Annotated in this window: 13 protein-coding genes and 1 pseudogene; 4 read left to right on the top strand and 10 right to left on the bottom strand. The window is 61.7% G+C overall.

The features are described 5' to 3' along the window. Positions 1-168: 168 nt before the first annotated feature. The 3 genes from PCOSP_RS02810 to amaB form a co-directional block, all read right to left on the bottom strand. The gene (locus PCOSP_RS02810; RefSeq protein WP_139646728.1) at positions 169-1,305 is read right to left on the bottom strand and encodes a branched-chain amino acid ABC transporter substrate-binding protein; all 1,137 of its coding nucleotides are present in this window, start codon (positions 1,303-1,305) and stop codon (positions 169-171) included. A 365-nt stretch (positions 1,306-1,670) separates the two neighbouring features. Beyond that, a complete protein-coding gene (gene amaA / locus PCOSP_RS02805; protein WP_139646730.1) occupies positions 1,671-2,954 on the bottom strand; it encodes an L-pipecolate oxidase in 1,284 nt (427 codons plus the stop codon). Positions 2,955-3,123: 169 nt separating this feature from the next. Then, positions 3,124-4,614 carry an L-piperidine-6-carboxylate dehydrogenase gene (gene amaB, locus PCOSP_RS02800; protein WP_055129146.1) on the bottom strand — a complete coding sequence of 497 codons (1,491 nt, stop codon included), beginning with the start codon at positions 4,612-4,614 and terminating at the stop codon, positions 3,124-3,126. Positions 4,615-4,790: 176 nt separating this feature from the next. Here amaB and PCOSP_RS02795 point away from each other — a divergent pair, with 176 nt between their 5' ends. The 3 genes from PCOSP_RS02795 to nadE all read left to right on the top strand — a co-directional run bounded on the left by PCOSP_RS02795 (position 4,791) and on the right by nadE (position 7,927). Then, positions 4,791-5,699, top strand: coding sequence for a LysR family transcriptional regulator (locus PCOSP_RS02795; protein WP_055129145.1), 909 nt, complete (start codon positions 4,791-4,793; stop codon positions 5,697-5,699). Between the two features lie 169 nt (positions 5,700-5,868). Next, positions 5,869-7,095 (top strand): nicotinate phosphoribosyltransferase, encoded by a 1,227-nt coding sequence (pncB, locus tag PCOSP_RS02790; RefSeq protein ID WP_139646732.1) that lies wholly within the window; start codon positions 5,869-5,871, stop codon positions 7,093-7,095. Positions 7,096-7,099: 4 nt separating this feature from the next. Beyond that, positions 7,100-7,927, top strand: a complete 828-nt coding sequence (gene nadE / locus PCOSP_RS02785; protein WP_139646734.1) for an ammonia-dependent NAD(+) synthetase — start codon at positions 7,100-7,102, stop codon at positions 7,925-7,927. Between the two features lie 175 nt (positions 7,928-8,102). On the opposite strand, the gene azu is transcribed toward nadE, so the two are convergent. Then, the gene (azu, locus tag PCOSP_RS02780) at positions 8,103-8,549 is read right to left on the bottom strand and encodes an azurin (protein ID WP_139646736.1); all 447 of its coding nucleotides are present in this window, start codon (positions 8,547-8,549) and stop codon (positions 8,103-8,105) included. Between the two features lie 352 nt (positions 8,550-8,901). Between azu and PCOSP_RS02775 the strand changes: the two genes are divergently transcribed. Next, positions 8,902-9,489 (top strand): LOG family protein, encoded by a 588-nt coding sequence (locus tag PCOSP_RS02775; RefSeq protein ID WP_139646738.1) that lies wholly within the window; start codon positions 8,902-8,904, stop codon positions 9,487-9,489. 26 nt (positions 9,490-9,515) lie between these two features. Here PCOSP_RS02775 and PCOSP_RS02770 read toward each other — a convergent pair whose 3' ends face one another. From PCOSP_RS02770 to PCOSP_RS02745, 6 genes and pseudogenes are all read right to left on the bottom strand, one after another. Continuing rightward, positions 9,516-9,893: an NUDIX hydrolase gene (locus PCOSP_RS02770; protein ID WP_139646740.1), complete on the bottom strand. Its 378-nt coding sequence runs from the start codon at positions 9,891-9,893 to the stop codon at positions 9,516-9,518. A gap of 194 nt (positions 9,894-10,087) precedes the next feature. Continuing rightward, positions 10,088-10,977, bottom strand: a pseudogene (locus tag PCOSP_RS02765) (transglutaminase family protein). Continuing rightward, a complete protein-coding gene (locus PCOSP_RS02760; protein WP_139646745.1) occupies positions 10,977-13,463 on the bottom strand; it encodes a circularly permuted type 2 ATP-grasp protein in 2,487 nt (828 codons plus the stop codon). The pseudogene PCOSP_RS02765 and the gene PCOSP_RS02760 overlap by 1 nt, the downstream one beginning before the upstream one ends. Before the next feature lie 272 nt (positions 13,464-13,735). Then, positions 13,736-17,035 carry a transglutaminase family protein gene (locus PCOSP_RS02755; RefSeq protein ID WP_464710263.1) on the bottom strand — a complete coding sequence of 1,100 codons (3,300 nt, stop codon included), beginning with the start codon at positions 17,033-17,035 and terminating at the stop codon, positions 13,736-13,738. 175 nt (positions 17,036-17,210) lie between these two features. After that, the gene (locus PCOSP_RS02750; protein WP_464710261.1) at positions 17,211-17,672 is read right to left on the bottom strand and encodes a hypothetical protein; all 462 of its coding nucleotides are present in this window, start codon (positions 17,670-17,672) and stop codon (positions 17,211-17,213) included. Then, positions 17,669-18,589, bottom strand: a complete 921-nt coding sequence (locus PCOSP_RS02745) for an NAD synthetase (RefSeq protein ID WP_139646750.1) — start codon at positions 18,587-18,589, stop codon at positions 17,669-17,671. Before PCOSP_RS02745 ends, PCOSP_RS02750 begins: the two co-directional genes overlap by 4 nt. Positions 18,590-18,631 lie beyond the last annotated feature (42 nt).

The following is an 18,631-nucleotide window of genomic DNA, read 5'->3' as shown; positions in this document are numbered from 1 at the left end:
CGCACCGCAGCGACGGACCGGGGTTCAGCCGCCGAGGCTACACGGTGGGCGCACAGCTTTCGGGAGAAAAGACAGGTGGGTCCTGGCTGATACCAGCCCGGGAAGGGCGATCACGGGTTGCGTGGCGAAGGAGCACGCTCCCTCGCCACACGCCGTTATCCCTTCAAATCACTTCTGTTTTTCCAACTGATGGTATTTGCCGTCCTTGTCCCACTGGTAGACCACGTAGTCGGAGACCTTCAGGTCGCCCTTCTTGTCCCATTCCTTCTTGCCCATTACGGTCTGGACCGGGTTGGTCTTGAGCCACTCGGCCGCGGCGTCGGTCTTGCTCGACTTGGCACCGTTGAAAGCGGCCGCCAGGGTCTGGACGGAAGCGTAGGCATACAGGGTGTAGCCTTCCGGCTCGGTGCCCTTGGCACGGAATGCGTCGACCACGGACTTGCTGTCTGGCAGCAGGCGTGGATCGGCACCGAAGGTCATGTACACGCCATCGACGTATTGCGCGCCGCCGGCGGTGGTCACCAGTTCGTCGGTCACGATGCCGTCGTCGGACATGAATTTCACGTCCTTGAGGCCTTGCTCACGCAGTTGGCGAACCAGCGGGCCGGCTTCCGGGTGCAGGCCGCCGAAGTAGACCACGTCGGCACCAGCGGCACGGATCTTGGTGACCACGGCGCTGAAGTCTTTCTCACCACGGGTCAGGCCTTCGTACAGTACCGGGGTCACGCCGCGCTTGGTCAGCTGGGCCTTGGTGGCATCCGCCAGGCCCTGGCCGTAGGTGTCCTTGTCGTGCAGCACCACGACTTTCTTGCCCTTGAGCACGTCGACAATGTAGTCGCCGGCGACAATGCCCTGCTGGTCGTCACGACCGCACATACGGAACATCGCGTTCAGGCCACGCTCGGTAACGGCCGGGTTGGTGGAACCTGGGGTGATGGCCATGATGTCGGCGTCACCATAGACTTCGGAAGCCGGGATGGTCGACGAAGAGCAGAAGTGACCGACCACGGCGTTCACCTTGTCCTGGTCGACGAAGCGGTTGGCCACGGCCACGGCCTGCTTCGGCTCGCAGGCGTCGTCACCTTTCACCAGAACGATCTTCTCGCCGTTCACGCCGCCCTTGGCGTTGATTTCGTCCGCCGCCGCCTGTGCCCCTTTCATGTACTGCTCGCCAAACGCTGCGTTGGCACCAGTCATGGGACCCGCTACACCGATCTTGAAGTCTGCATGGGCAAACGCGGAAACACCCATCGCTGCTGTAACGGCGAGGGCCAGAAAGCCTTTCTTGTAAAACGTCTGGGACATGAGGTGGTGCTCCAAGGTTTTTTTTAGTTGGCACTGCGACTTCACTGAAAAGCTCAGAGCAAGGGCCGTGCCATCGGTTTTTTATTCTGAAAAAAGTCGCTGCTTTATTGTTATTTCGACTGTTTCGGGCCCTTTTTCACAGGGCGTGCAACCGTCTAAATCGCACGAGGTGCAACCTTTTGCCTAGCCGAGCACAACCCTCTTTGAGCCATCATTGCAACCATCGCAGGAAAGTACGTGCAACCAGCCTGTAACAACCTGCGTCACCGAACTGCACACTGTCGGTGCACAACTGCTACAACCCGCACCATTACAGGCTAGACGCTTCGCCGGAAAACGCCGGTTCCGGCAACATTTTTCCACACTCAAATGACGATCCGCAGGCACTGGCCCGCGTGATACAGCGAGAAGCCCGCCTCATACAAGCAGCTGCGCACCCCCGCCCCAGTCACGGGTTGCATCGGCGCAAAGGGAATCGGTAACGCTTTCGCGTCGCCATGGCACAGGTAATCGGCAAAGGCCTTGCCCACCACCGTACCGGTGGTCACGCCCCGCCCGTTGTAGCCGGTGACCGCCACCAATCCGGGCGCCGGCTCGAACAGGCGCATCAGATGGTCGGGGGTGAAGGCGATGCAACCGGTCCAGGTGGACTCCCATTCCACCGACTTGAGATACGGGAAGTAGTGCTGCTGTACCCGATCCGCCCAGGCCTTGAGGAACCAGGTGGGCTTGCGGTTGCCATTGCCCAGGCTGCCCAGCAACAAACGACCGTCCTTGTCGCGGCGAATGCTGCTCAACACCTGACGGGTGTCCCACGACCCCTGGCCGCCAGGCAAGATGCGTTGTGCCGCCTCGTCGGTCAACGGGACGGAAGCCACCTGGTAGTAATAGCCGGGGAAGAAATTGCGCCGCAGCTCGGTCCATTCGCCTTCGGTGTAGGCATTGGAGGCGATCACCACCTGCTCGGCCAGTACCGAACCCTGGGCCGTCTGTACCGACCAGCGCTGGCCCTGGCGTTCCAGGCGGGTCACGGGGGAGTGGTCAAACAGTTGTCCGCCCAGGTCCGCCGCCGCCTTGGCCAATCCGCTGACATAGGCCATAGGATTGAGCGTACCGGCGCGTCGATCCAACAAAGCCGCAGCGATTTTCGACGTGCCTGTGGCTTCGACGCAGGCTTGGCCGGTAAGCAGCTCCACCGGGGCGCCACGGCGTTTCCATTGTTCTTCACGACTGCGCAGGTCCGCCTCGCCCCGGGCGTTATGGGCCATGTGCAGCGTGCCTTCGCGGCGCAACTGGCAATCGATGTTGTACTTGTCGACAAGGCTGAACACCAACGCTGGAGCTGCGCCCAGCATGCGATTGAGCTGGCTGCCGACGGCTTCGCCGAAGCCGGCCTCGATATCGTCCGGCGGAATCCACAGGCCCGCGTTCACCAGCCCGACATTGCGCCCCGAACCGCCGTGTCCGGTCCGATGAGCCTCCAGCACCGCGACGCGCTTGCCTTGTTCCAGTAAATGCACCGCCGCCGACAACCCGGTAAAGCCTGCGCCAATCACGCAGACGTCCACCGTGACCTCACCGGTGAGCGCAGTGTTTTCAGGCCTTTGCGGCGTCAGTTTTTCCCACAGACATTCTTCGCGTAACGGCATTGCCAGACTCCGGAAATGAAACCCAACCATCACACCTTTCAAGGGTGGGAGCGAGCCTGCTCGCGATGGCGACGCTCATTCAACACTGATGTCGATTGATCGACCGCCATCGCGAGCAGGCTCGCTCCCACAGGGATCTTCATGAAAGGAAGATCCGCTTCACTCAACCTCAGTCGAACGTAATCCCCTGGGCCAACGGCAACTCCAGCGAGTAGTTGACGGTGTTGGTCTGGCGACGCATGTAGGCGCGCCACGAGTCGGAGCCGGATTCGCGACCGCCGCCGGTTTCCTTCTCACCGCCGAAGGCGCCGCCGATTTCCGCGCCGCTCGGGCCGATGTTGACGTTGGCGATGCCACAATCGCTGCCCACCGCGGACATGAACTGCTCGGCTTCACGCACGTCCGTGGTGAAGATGCAGGACGACAGGCCTTGGGGCACGGCGTTGTTCAGGTGCAGGGCCTCAGCGAAGTCCTTGTAGCCGATCACATACAGGATCGGGGCGAAGGTTTCGTGGCGGACCACGTCGCTCTGCTCCGGCATCTCGACGATGGCCGGCGACACGTAATAGGCATTCGGGAACTGGTCTTCGAGCTGGCGCTGGCCGCCGAATACGCGACCACCTTCGCTCAAGGCCTGCTCGAGGGCGTCCTGCATGTTGTCGAAGCTGTGCTTGTCGATCAGCGGCCCGACCAGGTTGCCCTCCAGCGGATGGCCGATGCGCACTTTCGAATAGGCGGCCTTGAGGCGGGTGACGATTTCTTCTTTCACCGACTCATGGGCGATCAGGCGGCGCAGGGTAGTGCAACGCTGGCCGGCGGTACCGACGGCACTGAACAGGATGGCGCGCACGGCCATGTCCAGGTCGGCACTCGGCGCCAGGATCATCGCGTTGTTGCCACCCAGTTCGAGGATGCTGCGGGCAAAGCGCGCGGCGACTTTCGGCGCCACTTCCCGACCCATGCGGGTGCTGCCGGTGGCGCTGATCAATGCCACGCGCGGGTCATCTACCAACGCCTCACCGGCATCGCGACCGCCGATGATCACTTGGCACAGATATTCCGGCGCATCGCTGAAGTTCTTCAATGCACGCTCGAACAGCGCCTGGCACGCCAGGGCGGTGAGCGGGGTCTTTTCCGAAGGTTTCCAGATCACCGAATCGCCGCACACCAGAGCCAGCGTGGTGTTCCAGGCCCAGACCGCGACAGGGAAGTTGAACGCACTGATCACCCCGACCACGCCCAGCGGATGCCAGGTTTCACGCATGTGGTGACCCGGGCGCTCGGAGGCGATGGTCAGGCCATACAGTTGACGGGACAGGCCGACGGCGAAATCGCAGATGTCGATCATCTCCTGCACTTCACCCAGGCCTTCCTGGGTAATCTTGCCAGCTTCCCATGACACCAGCTCGCCGAGATCGGCCTTGTATTCACGTAGCAGGTCACCAAACTGGCGCACCAGCTCGCCGCGACGCGGGGCTGGGACCTGGCGCCACAGATCGAAAGCATGTTGAGCACGGCTGACCTGCTGCTCGACTTCGGCCGCGCCTTCCCAATTCACCGCGCCGATACGACTGCCGTCGATAGGCGAATGCACCGGCTGTGTGCCGTTCTGGTACAGGGCCGGGGCTACCCCCAGGCGATCAAGCAATGCAGCAACCATGGTCAATTCCTCAAGCGAAAGACAAAAAACAGCAGCCGGACGATCACGGCTGATCAGGACTGTAGTTGTAGCTGGCCCGAGTCTTGCCAACAAACGACCTTTAAGCGAGATATCATTCCGTTTATTCATGCTGCCCGTGAACGGATACATCGAGCCACCGCAAATAGGCCTCACCGATGCTCAATAAACGCTATTTACCGTCGATTACGGCGCTGCAATGTTTTGAAGCGGTGACCCGTCACCTGAGCTTCACCCGTGCCGCCGAAGAATTGCATCTGACCCAAAGCGCCGTCAGCAAGCAGGTCGCGCAGCTCGAGGAGCTCTTGCAGCACCTGCTGTTCCGCCGCGTGCGTCGGCGCTTGCAACTGACGCCGGCCGGCGACTTGTACCTGGGGGAAGTGCGGAAAATTCTCACCCAGGTCGAAATGTCCACCCATTACCTGCGCTCCTACGGTGGCGACACGGAAGTCCTGCGAGTCTCCACGCCGCCGACCTTCGGTGCACGTTGGCTGGTGCCGCGCCTCAAAGGCTGGCGCCTGCGGCATCCGAAGATCCACTTGGACCTGTGCAGCGAGCAGGAGCCCGACGATTTGCTGCAAGGGCGCAGCGACATGGCGTTTTACTTCGGCCAGGGTTCTCGACCTGGCACCGAATCCCTGGAACTGTTCGGCGAAGAACTGGTGCCGGTCTGCGCGCCGGGCTGCCTGCCGGATACCCCCTTTACCGACCCGACGCAACTGGCCGACCTGGTGCTGTTGCAGAATGCATCACGCCCCCAGGCCTGGCATGACTGGTTCGCCGACCAAGGCTTTCACACCGAACACAGCTACCACGGGCCGCGCTTCGAAACGTTCTACATGTGCATCCGCGCCGCCCAGGTCGGTTGCGGCGTCGCCCTGCTGCCGCGCTTTCTGGTGGAGGAAGAACTGGCAGACGGCAAGCTGATCATTCCATGGCAGCACGCCATGCCCAGCACCAACGCCTATTACATGGCTTATCCTGAGCATTCGGCAGAGGTGCCCAAGGTCAGATACTTTGTGGAGTGGATGTTGGAGCAGATGGCTAATCCTGATGCACCACAGTAAGAGCTACCGACACAAAGCCCTGTGGCGAGGGGATTTATCCCCTCGCCACAAAAGCTCCGTGTCCAAAAAACACTGGCAATCACCCCAAAGGTTATGCGCCACTAGCCCCTTCATCACAAACCGCTGTCCGACGCTGCCCGCTGCAGCGAACTGTCTGGAGATACCCGTCATGAGCGAGAGTGTGTTTGCCGATCGCATCGTGCAGAACCTGCTCGACACCGACTTCTACAAGTTGACGATGATGCAGGCAGTCCTGCACAACTACCCCAACGTCGAAGTCGAATGGGAGTTTCGTTGCCGCAACAGCGAAGACCTGCGCCCTTATCTGGCAGAGATCCGCTTCCAGATCGAACGCCTGGCCGAGCTCAACCTGAGCGCCGATCAGTTGGGTTTCCTGGAGCGCATCAGCTTCCTGAAGCCGGATTTCCTGCGCTTCCTGGGCCTGTTTCGCTTCAACCTGCGCTACGTGTACACCGGCATCGAAAATGGTGAGCTGTTCATCCGCCTGCGCGGGCCGTGGCTGCATGTGATCCTGTTCGAAGTGCCGCTACTGGCCATTGTCAGCGAAGTGCGCAATCGCTATCGCTACCGCGAGGTGATCCTGGAGCAGGCACGGGAGCAGTTGTATCGCAAGTTCGACTGGCTGAGCGCCAACGCCAGCAGCGAGGAATTGTCCGAGCTGCAAGTGGCGGACTTCGGTACCCGCCGCCGGTTCTCCTACCGCACCCAGGAAGAAGTGGTGAACGTGCTCAAGCACGATTTCCCAGGGCGCTTCGTCGGCACCAGCAATGTGCATTTGTCCCGGGAACTGGACATGAAACCCCTGGGCACCATGGCCCATGAGTGGATCATGGCCCACCAGCAACTGGGCCCGCGGCTGATCGACAGCCAGATCGCCGCCCTCGATTGCTGGGTGCGCGAGTACCGGGGCCTGCTGGGGATCGCGCTGACCGACTGCATCACCATGGACGCCTTCCTGAAGGACTTCGATCTGTTCTTCGCCAAGCTGTTCGACGGCCTGCGCCATGATTCGGGTGACCCGGTGACCTGGGCCGAGAAAGCCATCGCCCACTACCACAAGCTGGGGATCGACCCGATGAGCAAGACCCTGGTGTTCTCCGACAGTCTGACCTTGCCCAAATGCCTGGAGATTTTCCGTGCGTTGCGTGGTCGCATCAATGTCAGCTTCGGTATTGGCACTAACCTGACCTGCGACATCCCGGGCGTCGAGCCCATGAGTATTGTGCTTAAAATGATCAGCTGTGACGGGCAACCCGTGGCCAAGATTTCAGACGAGCCCGGCAAGACCCACTGCAAGGATCCGAATTTCGTCGCCTACATGCGACACGTTTTCCAAGTACCTGCCACCCTTTCTGGCATATCAAGCAAGGAGTGAATTCATGCAAGCCGTACAGCGTGAGATTGCTGAACAGCTCAAGGTCCAGCCACCGTTCGCCGATGAGGCCGCCCTCAAGGCCGAAATCGCTCGTCGGGTTAGCTTCATCCAGGACTGCCTCGTCAACTCCGGACTCAAGAGCCTGGTGCTGGGGATCAGTGGAGGGGTCGATTCGTTGACTGCCGGCCTGCTGGCCCAGCGCGCCATGCGCGAGTTGCGGGAAAAAACCGGTAACCCGGCCTACAAGTTCATCGCCGTGCGCCTGCCGTACGAAACCCAGTTCGATGAGCACGAAGCACAAGCCTGCGTGGACTTCATCGAGCCGGACGAACGCCACACCGTCAACATCGGCCCGGCGGTCAAGGCCCTGGCCAATGAAATCCTGGCATTCGAAGGCAAGACGCCAGGCTCGCGGGATTTCGTGCTGGGTAATTCAAAGGCGCGGATGCGCATGGTGGCGCAGTACGCCATCGCCGGTGCCGAGCAAGGCCTGGTGGTCGGTACCGATCATGCGGCTGAAGCCGTGATGGGTTTCTTCACCAAGTTCGGTGACGGCGCCTGTGACCTGGCGCCCCTGAGCGGCCTGGTGAAGAATCAGGTCAGGGCCATCGCCCGTGACTTCGGAGCGCCGGAATCGCTGGTGGAAAAAGTCCCCACCGCCGACCTCGAGGACCTCTCCCCGGGCAAACCCGACGAGGCCGCTCACGGCGTGACCTATGGGGAAATCGATGCTTTCCTGCACGGCCAGACCATTCGCGAAGAAGCGGCCCGGATCATCTGCGAGACCTATCGCAAGACCGAGCACAAGCGAGTGTTGCCGTACGCCCCATAGCCGGCACCCAAAGCTCCTGTGTGAGCGAGCCTGCTCGCGATGGCGTCAGGTCAGCCAGTCTGGAAGTTGACTGACACTCCGCCATCGCGAGCAGGCTCGCTCCCACATCCGGCCCCCGGTGATTTACGGACATAAAAAAGCGCCCTGCAAGGGGCGCTTTTTTATGCCTGAAGGATTACTTCAGCGTCACGGTGCCTTTCATCATCGAGATGTGGCCAGGGAACGAGCAGAAGAAACCGTACTTCTCGGCGGCATCGAGCTTCGATACGTCAAAGGTCACCGAATCTTTCTCATTGGCGCCGATGATCTTGGTGTGGGCGATGATCCGTGCATCACCTTCCTTGAGGTAGTTCTTGTCGATCCCGGCGCCCAGGCCATCGGTCGCAATCGGCTGCATGTCAGCCTCTTTGCTCAACACCCAGTTATGGCCCATGACATTTTTTGGCAAGCTGCCCGAATGGGTCAGCTCAACGGTGAAGGTCTTGCAGCTCTTGTCGATCTCGATGGCCTTGGTGCTGAAGGACATCTGATCAGTCGAGTCGATGGTGGTCTTGCACTCCGCTGCCATCAGTTGGCTGCTAGCCAGTGTCAACAGGGATACTGCTACAAGTTTGGCAAACATCATGAATCTCCAAGGCATGGTTAGAAAATTCCTTCAAAGGGGAAGACTGCCCTAATTTCAGACAAGTTCCTATGACCTGAATCAAAAATTGTATACAACTTAAGGCTATCAGCCTGATGGATACAATCAACCGGCCAGACGCACGATGTCCGCCTATGATCGGCCTCATCACCTCAATGGAGCGCCTGTCATGAACCTCAACAGCCTGTTATGCAGCCTGCTCGCCGCCTACGCCTGCGGCGCCAGCGGCACCTACGAAAAACCTGCACGCGAGGCTTGATGCCCTTGCGCCCTTTGCACACGGCAGCGGCCAGGCTTTACTCTGCAGCGGTTACCGACTCTGGAGTAAAGCATGTCCATCGCGTCTGTCTGTGTATTTTGCGGCGCCAGCACCGGCTCCAATCCCGCCTACCGTGAAGCGGCGCAAGCCCTGGGGCGAGCATTGGCCGAACGCAAGCTCACCCTGGTCTATGGCGGCGGCGCCGTCGGCCTGATGGGCATCGTTGCCGACGCGGCCCTGGCGGCCGGGGGCGAGGTAATCGGCATCATTCCGCAAAGCCTGAAGGACAAGGAAATCGGCCACGGCGGCCTGACCCGCCTGGAGGTGGTGGACGGTATGCATGCCCGCAAGGCGCGCATGGCCGAACTCAGCGACGCCTTCATCGCCCTGCCCGGCGGCCTCGGCACCCTGGAGGAATTGTTCGAAGTCTGGACCTGGGGTCAGCTCGGCTACCACGGCAAGCCGCTGGGCCTGCTGGAAGTGAATGGTTTCTACAGCAAACTCACCGCTTTCCTCGACCATATCGTCGACGAAGGTTTCGTCCGTGCAGCCCATCGCGACATGCTGCAAGTGAGCGAGTCAGCGCATGACCTGCTCGATGCGCTGGATGAATGGCAACCCTCGGTACAGCCGAAATGGGCTGAGCAGAAAACCCTCTGAGAACCGGCGTGAGGGCTCTGGGGCCCTCACCCGCGCAAGGCTTTGGCAATCGAGGCGCGATAACCTTCGGGCAGGTTGGCCGGTAGCTGGCCCGGCTCGAAAAGCCCGATCTCCTTGTGTTCATGGCTGACGATCGGCACGAAGCCGCCCACCAATTGGCAGCGGTAAGTGGAGATGAATACGTGTTTGCCGGGGATGACCTCGAACAGATAGGAATCCAGCGGTTCCCCTACGCTCACCTCCACCGCGAGTTCCTCGATGATTTCCCGGGCCAGGCATTGCGGTGCCGTTTCGCCCAATTCGATTCGCCCGCCGGGCAATTCCCACTCATCCCGCTCGTTGAGCATGAGCACGATCAGGCCTTCGGGGGATTGCAGCACGCCTTTGATGGAAACCGGGAACATATAGCTCTCCAATAAATCACAGCGCCTATGAACCATGTGGCCCCCATGGAAGCACGCAGTTCCTGTGGGGGCATGGCTTGCCCTGTGGGAGCAAAGCTTGCTCGCGATGGCCCTCGCGGTTTTCAGCTCAGCCGCTACATCCCGATCGCGGGCAAGCCATGCTCCCGCAGCCTTCCCTCAGACCAAACCCTGTATTACTCCAGCGGCATCACTGTCACGCGAACCTCGGGATCGTGATTACCGCCCCCAGGATCACCCCACGCAACGGCGACACGTCGGAGAAGTCCCGGCCCCAGGCCAGGGTGATGTGCTCCAGGGCGGGCTGTACGTTGTTGGTCGGGTCGAAATCCACCCAGCCCAGCTCCGGGCAAAACACCGAGATCCAGGCATGGGACGCATCGGCGCCAATCAGCCGAGGCTGGCCGGGCGGTGGCTGGGTCAGCAGGTAGCCGCTGATGTAGCGCGCCGCCAACCCACGGGAGCGCACGCAGGCCAGCATCAGGTGGGCAAAGTCCTGGCAGACGCCCCGCCGTCGCTCCAGCACCTCCACCAGCGGCGTCGCCACCTGGGTTGCCTCGGCATCGAACGTGAACTCGTCGAAAATCTTCTCCATCAACGCCCGAATGCACAACATCAACGGGCGTCCCGGCGGGAAGCAGCTTTCGGAAAACTCGACGAAGCTGCGCTTGAGGTGCACGTAGGGTGACTCGAAACGGTAGCGACACGCACCCAGCACCGCCTCGGACAGCGGCCGGCTGCTGTAGGTCAGTGCCTGGCAGGTCGCCTCCCAGGCCGGCGACAGGTTGAAATCCAGCGCGGGGCGGGCCAGGACCTCGATGCTCAGGCGGGCGTTGACCAACAACTCGTCATGGGGCCGTTCGAATGCCAGCCGGGTCAGTGGATTACCGAAGACATCCAGTTCATCCCGACGGGTCGTCGGCTCAGGGCTGATCAATAACTGCTGATCGGTGCAACGCTGCCAATCACAGGACCGCGGCCACAAGTGAGCAAGCTGCTGGGCCAGGGACACCGGGCTGTCATAGTGGTAGTGGGTGTCGTGGAGAATCTGGTAGCGGGCGCTCATCATACGGACACCGTGCGTTGGCTGACGTCATCGACGTGGGCAAAATGACGCAAGGCCAGGCGATCCGACACCTGGCCGCTGACATCGGCCACTTCCTGCAACAGATCGGCCAGGCCATCAAGCGCTGCGCGCAGGCTGGCTTCGCCAAACAGTGGATTCTCCAGGCAACGCAGGTCAAAGCGCGACAGGCGCGTCACCAACTCCGGCAATGCGGTTTCCCTGGGCGCGCCAAAGTCATCGTTCAAGCGCTTGAGGGTACGGGTCACCAGTTTCAACTGGAAAAGCACCGCATGGGGGTTCTGCTCGTCCAGCAGCAACAGGTCGAGCACCGGGATCAACTGGGCGACCGCCAGGTAACGCGAGCGGTAGGTGATGCTGCTGTTGCCCAGTTCCAGCAGCCATTCCAGCCCGGCCTGATCGAACACCGCCTCGCCCCGCAGGAATGCGGCCAGACTGCTGCTGAGAAATTGCAGGCGCTCCAGGCGCCGACCGATCATCAGGAAGCGCCACCCCTCGTCGCGGGTCATGTCGTCCAGGGCGAAGCCGGAAAGCGCCGCCAGGGACATCACCAGCCGGTTGAGGAAATCCAGCAGCTCGCCGAAATCCGCTTCGTCGGTTTCCAGCTCCAGCGCCTCGCGCTGAAGCTCCACCAGCGCCTGCCAGTTCTCTCGGGACAATTTGCCCCGCACCTGCGAGGCCGCCCACTGCAGGCGCTGCAGGTTGGAGCGCAGGCTGAACGACCAATCGTCCCCCAGCAACGCGACCAGCAGACGCTCGGGCAGTTCGCCCTCCTCGGGCAGCAGCATCAGGCTTTCACCCAGGGACACCGCCGATTGCAGGGCCTGCGGATCGTCGCCATCGACATAACGCGCCAGCATGATCCGCAGCAGGCGCGCGCTATCGTCACAGCGTTCACAATAACGGCCGAACCAGAACAGGTTTTCCACCACCCGGGATGGCAAGTACGGATCCCGCCGAACCAGGTCGTGAACGCCCACGGTACGCTGGGCCTTCCATTGTTCACTGCCAGGTGCCTGTTCTCCCAGCACCCAAGTGTCCTTGCTGGCGCCGCCGCGCTGCATCGACACCACTTCGGCATCGGCCTCGGCCGCCACGCGGGTCAAGCCGCCCGGCAGCACCCGGTAATCGTCCTCACCGGACACCGCATACACGCGCATGCCAATGGCCCGTGGCTGCAATAGCCCGTCCTCGGCTTGCCAGACCGGGGCCTGGGACAGCTGCGCCAGCTCCTGGGCCACATACGCGTAGGGCCGCGCCTGGATCCGCGCCGCCAGACGGTCGCGCTGCTCCTCGCTCAGGTCACGGCCGAACACCGGCCTGAAGCTCTGGGAAGGGAACGCCGGCTTGATCAACAGCTGTGGCAGCTTTTCCAGGGCCTGGGCCAGCACCGGTGGCTCGCCGCACCACCAGGTGGCGATGGAGGGGAGCAACAGGTCTTCGCCGAACAGGAACTGGCAGATCTTCGGCAGGAACCCCAACAAGCCTGGCGATTCCAGCACGCCGCTACCCAAGGCGTTGGCCACCAGCACCCGGCCCTGGCGCACCGCCTCCAGCAGCCCCGGCACACCCAGGGCCGAATCCGTACGCAGCTCCAGCGGATCGCAAAAATCATCATCGAGCCGGCGCATGATCGCGTGGACCCGACGGAGCCCGCTGAGGGTCTTGAGGTAGACCGTGGCGTCGCGAACGGTCAGGTCGCCCCCCTCCACCAACGGGTAGCCAAGCTGGCGCGCCAGATAGAGGTGTTCGAAATAGCTTTCGTTGAAACGCCCCGGCGTCAACAACACCACCAGCGGCGGCTCCCCATCGCTGGGGGCCTGCCGGGCAAGGGTTTCCTGCAAGGTGCGAAAGAAACCGGACAGGTGCTGGACCTTCAGATCGCGATAGAGATCCGGAAAGGCACGGGAGACGATCATGCGGTTTTCCAGCGCATAACCGGCCCCGGAGGGGGCCTGGGTCCGATCCGCCGTGACCCACCAGCGTCCATCGGGCGCTCGCGCCAGATCCACGGCATACAAATGCAGGAAAATCCCGTCCGGCGGGCTGATGCCTTGGCTGGGCCAGAGGAAGTTGTTGTGTCCGAACACCAGCTCCGCCGGCAGCAGACCTTCGCTGATTAGTCGTTGCGGCCCGTAGAGGTCGGCCAACACCGCGTTGAGCAACCGTGCGCGCTGGGCAATACCGGCCGACAGTTGCTTCCATTCCTGCGCATCGACGACGTGGGGCAGCAAGTCCAGCTCCCACGGCCGGTCGGCGCCCTTCGGATCGGCATAGACGTTATAGGTGACGCCATTTTCCTGGATCTGTCGCGCCAGCAAGGCCTGACGCTGCATCAACTGGGCCGGCGTGCTGCGCTGCAACTGGTCGAACAGCCGCCGCCAGTGCGGGCGTACCGCACCGCTGTCGTCCAGCAGTTCGTGATAGGTGCCCGTTGTCAGCGGGTAACGGTCAAGCAGGTCAGGCATGGAAAGCTCGGCAGACGGCAGTGAAAGGTGAGACTAGCGCAAGGGCATGATGCCCGGATAGATGCCATGGCTTGGCATGTGAACGGTTTGACCGACGCAGTACCTCTGGTGGGAGGAGGTTTTCTGTGGCGAGGGGATTTATCCCCGCTGGGCTGCGCAGCAGACCCAATCCAGGCACCGCGGTGTAGCGGGCATTAATTATGGGGGGGCTTCGCCCCAACGGGGATAAATCCCCTCGCCACAATAAATCCCCTCGCCACAGGTAAACCTCTTCAGTTTCCTTTGTTCAGGGCCCCCTGAAAACGCCGCAGGTCGAGTGTCAGTGGGAACTCGTCAGCCACGTCCAGATTGGGTATCGGCAGTTTCCCAGGAGTGTGTCCCAGACGGAAGAAACGCGCCATCCGCCGGCTCTCGGCCTCGTTGGCATTCACCGGCAGGCTGTCGTAGTTGCGCCCGCCCGGGTGTGCCACGTGGTACTGGCAACCGCCCACGGAACGCTGCATCCAGGTGTCGAGCAGATCGAAGACCAGCGGCGCGTGGACCGGGATGGTTGGCTGCAGGCAACTGGCGGGCTGCCAGGCACGGAAACGCACCCCGGCGACAAACTCTCCGACCCGGCCAGTGGGTTGCAGCGGCACCGGCACACCGTTGCACGTCAGCAGATACCGTTGCGGGGCCAGGCCGTTGAGCTTGACCTGCAAGCGCTCCAGGGATGAATCCACATAGCGCACGGTGCCACCGACTGCGCCCTCCTCGCCCAGCACATGCCAGGGTTCCAGGGCCTGGCGCAATTGCAGCTCGATACCGCCCGCCGCGTAATCGCCCACTTTCGGGAAGCGGAACTCCAGGTGCGCGGCGAACCACTCGGCCCGCAGCGGGTAACCGGCGGTATTCAGTTCTTCGATGACATCGGCGAAGTCCTGCTCGATGAAGTGGGGCAACAGGAACCGGTCATGCAGTTCGGTGCCCCAGCGCGCCAGTTTGGCCGGCGCATAAGGTTCGCGCCAGAACCGCGCCACCAGCGCCCGCAATAGTAATTGCTGGGCCAGGCTCATGCGGGCGTGGGGAGGCATTTCAAAGGCGCGCAATTCCAGCAAGCCGAGACGCCCTGTCGCGCCGTCCGGCGAATACAGCTTGTCGATGCAGAATTCGGCACGATGAGTGTTGCCGGTCACGTCGATCAACAGGTTGCGCAACAACCGGTCAACCAACCAGGGTGGGCATGCCTCGCCTGGCTCCGGCATCTGCGCAAAGGCGATTTCCAGTTCGTACAGCGCATCGTTACGCGCTTCGTCCACCCGGGGCGCCTGGGACGTCGGGCCGATGAACAATCCGGAAAACAGATAGGACAACGACGGATGGTTATGCCAGTAGCTGATCAGGCTGCGCAGCAGATCGGGGCGTCGCAGGAACGGTGAGTCAGCCGGCGTCGCACCGCCGAGGACGAAGTGGTTACCGCCGCCCGTGCCGGTATGCCGACCATCGATCATGAACTTCTCGGTGGTCAGCCGGGTTTGCCGTGCCTGCTCGTAGAGGAATTCGGTGCGCTCGACCAATTCATCCCAAGACGCCGACGGCTGCACGTTCACTTCAATCACGCCCGGATCGGGCGTGATGCGGAAGTTACCCAGCCGTGGATCGCTCGGCGGCTCGTAGCCCTCCAACAACACCGGGCACTGCAGCTCCTCGGCGGTGGCCTCGATGGCACTGACCAGTTCAAGGTAATCCTCGACCCGCTCCAGCGGCGGCATGAACAGATACAGCCGACCTTCGCGGGCCTCGGCACAGAATGCGGTGCGGGTCAGCCAGTCGGCGGACACGTCGATTTCCGGCACGCGATCCTCTTCGATCAGCGCCTCGCCGTGACGGGCCAGCTTTTCGGCGCCGGGCAGCTCAGGTAAATCCTGATTAGGGTCGGTCGGGTGAATGAATGGATACTCGGCTGCCGTCACCCACGGCTGGGACGCCAGCGGCAAGCGATAGCCCAGGGGCGAATCCCCCGGCACCAATCGGCAGTGGTTATCCCTCAGGTACCAGCGACCGCTCTGCCATTGATCGCCCTTGGCGGTGCGGGCCAGTGGCAAGACCTGGCCGATCACTTTGTCCAGGCCCTGGCTGAAAACCTTGTGCAACCGCGCCCGCTCCAGGGCATCGTCCAGGCGTGGGTCCTGGGCGCTGACATTCGAAGGCAACGCGCCTTCGCGCCAGAGGTAATAGAAGTTGTCTTCGTAGGCCGGAAACACGAAGCGCGCGGGAATGTTCAAACGTTCAGCGACGCTAGTCAGAAAACGCCCGGCCATCTCGCCATCGGCACCGTAATCCTGCTGCTCGTCCGCGATCAAACTGCTGTTATGCCAGATCGGCACGCCGTCACGCCGCCAGTAGCAGTTGAGGGACCAGCGCGGTAACTGTTCGCCGGGGTACCACTTGCCCTGGCCGAAATGCACCAGCCCCTGGGGCGCGTAGTGCTTGCGCATGCGCTGGAACAACTCGGCGGAGAGCCGACGCTTGTCCGGGCCGAGCGCTGCGGTATTCCACTCGGCGCCGTCAGGGTCATCGATGGAGACGAAGGTCGGCTCGCCTCCCATGGTCAGCCGAACATCGCCTTCCAGCAGGTCAGCGTCGATTTGCCGGCCCAACGCCTGGATCGCCAGCCATTGCTCTTCGGTGTAGGGCTTGGTCACCCGCGGCGCTTCCCAGACCCGCTCCACGGACATTTCGTGGCTGAATTCACATTCGCACGGCTCCACCAGGCCCGTGATCGGCGCCGCCGATGAAGGATCGGGACTGCACGCCAGCGGAATATGCCCTTCGCCGGCAAACAGGCCGGACGTCGCATCCAGGCCGATCCAGCCGGCGCCGGGCAGGTAGACCTCGCACCAGGCATGCAGGTCGGTGAAGTCCACTTCGGTACCGGACGGACCGTCGAGGCTTTTCACATCGGCGGTCAATTGGATCAGGTAACCGGAGACGAACCGCGCGGCCAGGCCCAGGTGACGTAACAGTTGCACCAGCAACCAGGCCGAGTCGCGGCAGGAACCGGACGCCTGTTCCAGGGTGTGTTCCGGGGTCTGGACACCGGGCTCCATGCGGATCAAATAGCTGATGTCGTCGTGCAGGCGCTGGTTGAGCGCCACCAGAAAATCCACCGCCGGCAGCGGTGTGCGGTCGATGCCATCCAGGTACGCCTTGAATTTCGGCGTCAGCGGCAACGTCTCCAGGTACGGCATCAGCTCGTGTTTCTCATCGGCCCCGTAGGTGAATGGAATCTTTTCGGCGTAGGGTTCGAGGAAAAAGTCGAACGGATTGAACACCGCCATTTCCGCCAGCAGATCGACCTCGATCCGCAGCTCTTTGGTTTTTTCGGGGAACACCAGGCGCGCCAGGTAATTGCCTTGGGGATCCTGCTGCCAGTTGATGAAGTGCTGCTCAGGCGAAACTTTCAATGCATAGGAAAGAATCCGCGTACGGCTGTGGGGCGCGGGGCGCAGGCGAACGATCTGCGGGCCGAGCTCGACGGCACGGTCGTAGCGGTAATGCGTGACGTGATGCAATGCGACATGGATCGACACGGCGTGCCTCCTGCAAACCTGGGCGGAATAGAAAGCGGCGCAAGACTTATGCCATGCAGGCTGGCCGGACACTTTCTTCGTCTACTCAAGGCAGTAGAGCACTAAAACGGAACGATGCCCGACTTCCCGTGCACAGAGGTGCACATAAATGTGGCGGGGATCGTAGCGAATCGACTCAGCGGCGCGAGCGTGAGGTCTTTATCGCTTGAGAGAGGCGTTCACGCTGATGGCGAATTTCGACCAGTTTGCTGCGCATTTCACGGTGGCGTTTGCTGTTGAGCAACAGCAAGCCCAATAGCGGAAACAACACAGCCAGCCCATAAAGCACTTGATGAGGGGCGAAGTAAATCATCGGCAGCACAAACGCCAGGCAGGCAACAAACACCCCCACCAGCAGCCACACCCAGCGCGGTCGTCCCCACAGGACCATCAGGTTACCGTGGGCCACCAGCAGGGTGACCACGGCACCAGCCAGCATGATGTAGATGCCGCTGTCCTCCAGCGGCCATGCTCGGAAATAGGTGACAAACGCCAGCGCAAGCGCCAAGGCAACGGAAAGGTAGGCGGTGAAGATGGCCGCGATGAAGCCAAGGAAGTGCCGCTGGAAGAACACCCGGAGCGTCAGTTCCTTGTTCATTCATCGAACTCTTCATACAGACCAATGGCAATGGTTTTGACATTGCCCGATAACGCACTCCCGGTCAGCCCGATAGCGGCCCCGAGGGAGTCCTTGATCTGGGTGATGGTGCCGTGCCTGAGTTCTGCGGTCGTATAGCGCTTGGGCAAGGAGCCCGCAAGCTGCTTCAGCTTGAGCATCTTTGACGTCAGGCGCGGATCGTTGATGCTCAGCAGCTCTTTGGTCAACTTGGCCCGTTCCTGCCTGTTCAACCCCCTCAGGACTTCCCGCATGGTCTTGCCCGTCGACGCTTTGGCGACCCGCACCAATTTGATCGTCGTCAATGCCGAAGCCCCCACGCCCACCAGCGAAGCCGCATCCAGACCTATCGAGACATTCTGGTACCAGCCTTCGCTGTCCAGCCAGTCGTTCACTTCGGGTTTGGCAACTTCAAGCGTGGTGCGAGCAAGGCCGTTGACGCATTGCAGACTGCTGGCCCCCGCCGCCGTCCAGGCAACTGCGACCATGACGCCACTGGCACCGGCACTGAAGGGGATCAGCAGCGTTCCGCTGGCGATCACCGACCAACTGATCAACGCACCCGCACAGGACAGAGTAGTGTTTACCGCTTCCATGACCAGGCGCGATTCGCGAGGATTGCTCTGCACCTGTTGGGCGAACTGCTCCGGCGTTATGTACTTCTGCGCCTCGCGCAAAATGATCCGCTTGGGCTTGATGCTGCAGATCGGCTTGAATTCCCGCAGGGTCACCACGTTGAACTCTGCATCGATATACACCACGCCAGCGCCGACAATGCCGGGATCGGCGTCAATGGCAGCGAACAGTTTTGGCAGGTTGATCTGGCTTTCGATGCGTTGGCGGGCCATGAACTGGGAGGGGCTGTAGTCCATGCCGATGCCGGGTAACGGGGTGCTCATGGGTCGTCCTTGGAGTCTATAAGTCAAGTTGTGGGCAGCACT

The sequence above is a fragment of the Pseudomonas sp. MAFF 730105 genome, assembly GCF_055380705.1.
The sequence above is the reverse complement of the archived record's forward strand: the minus strand, read 5'-3'. Positions and strand labels throughout refer to the sequence as shown.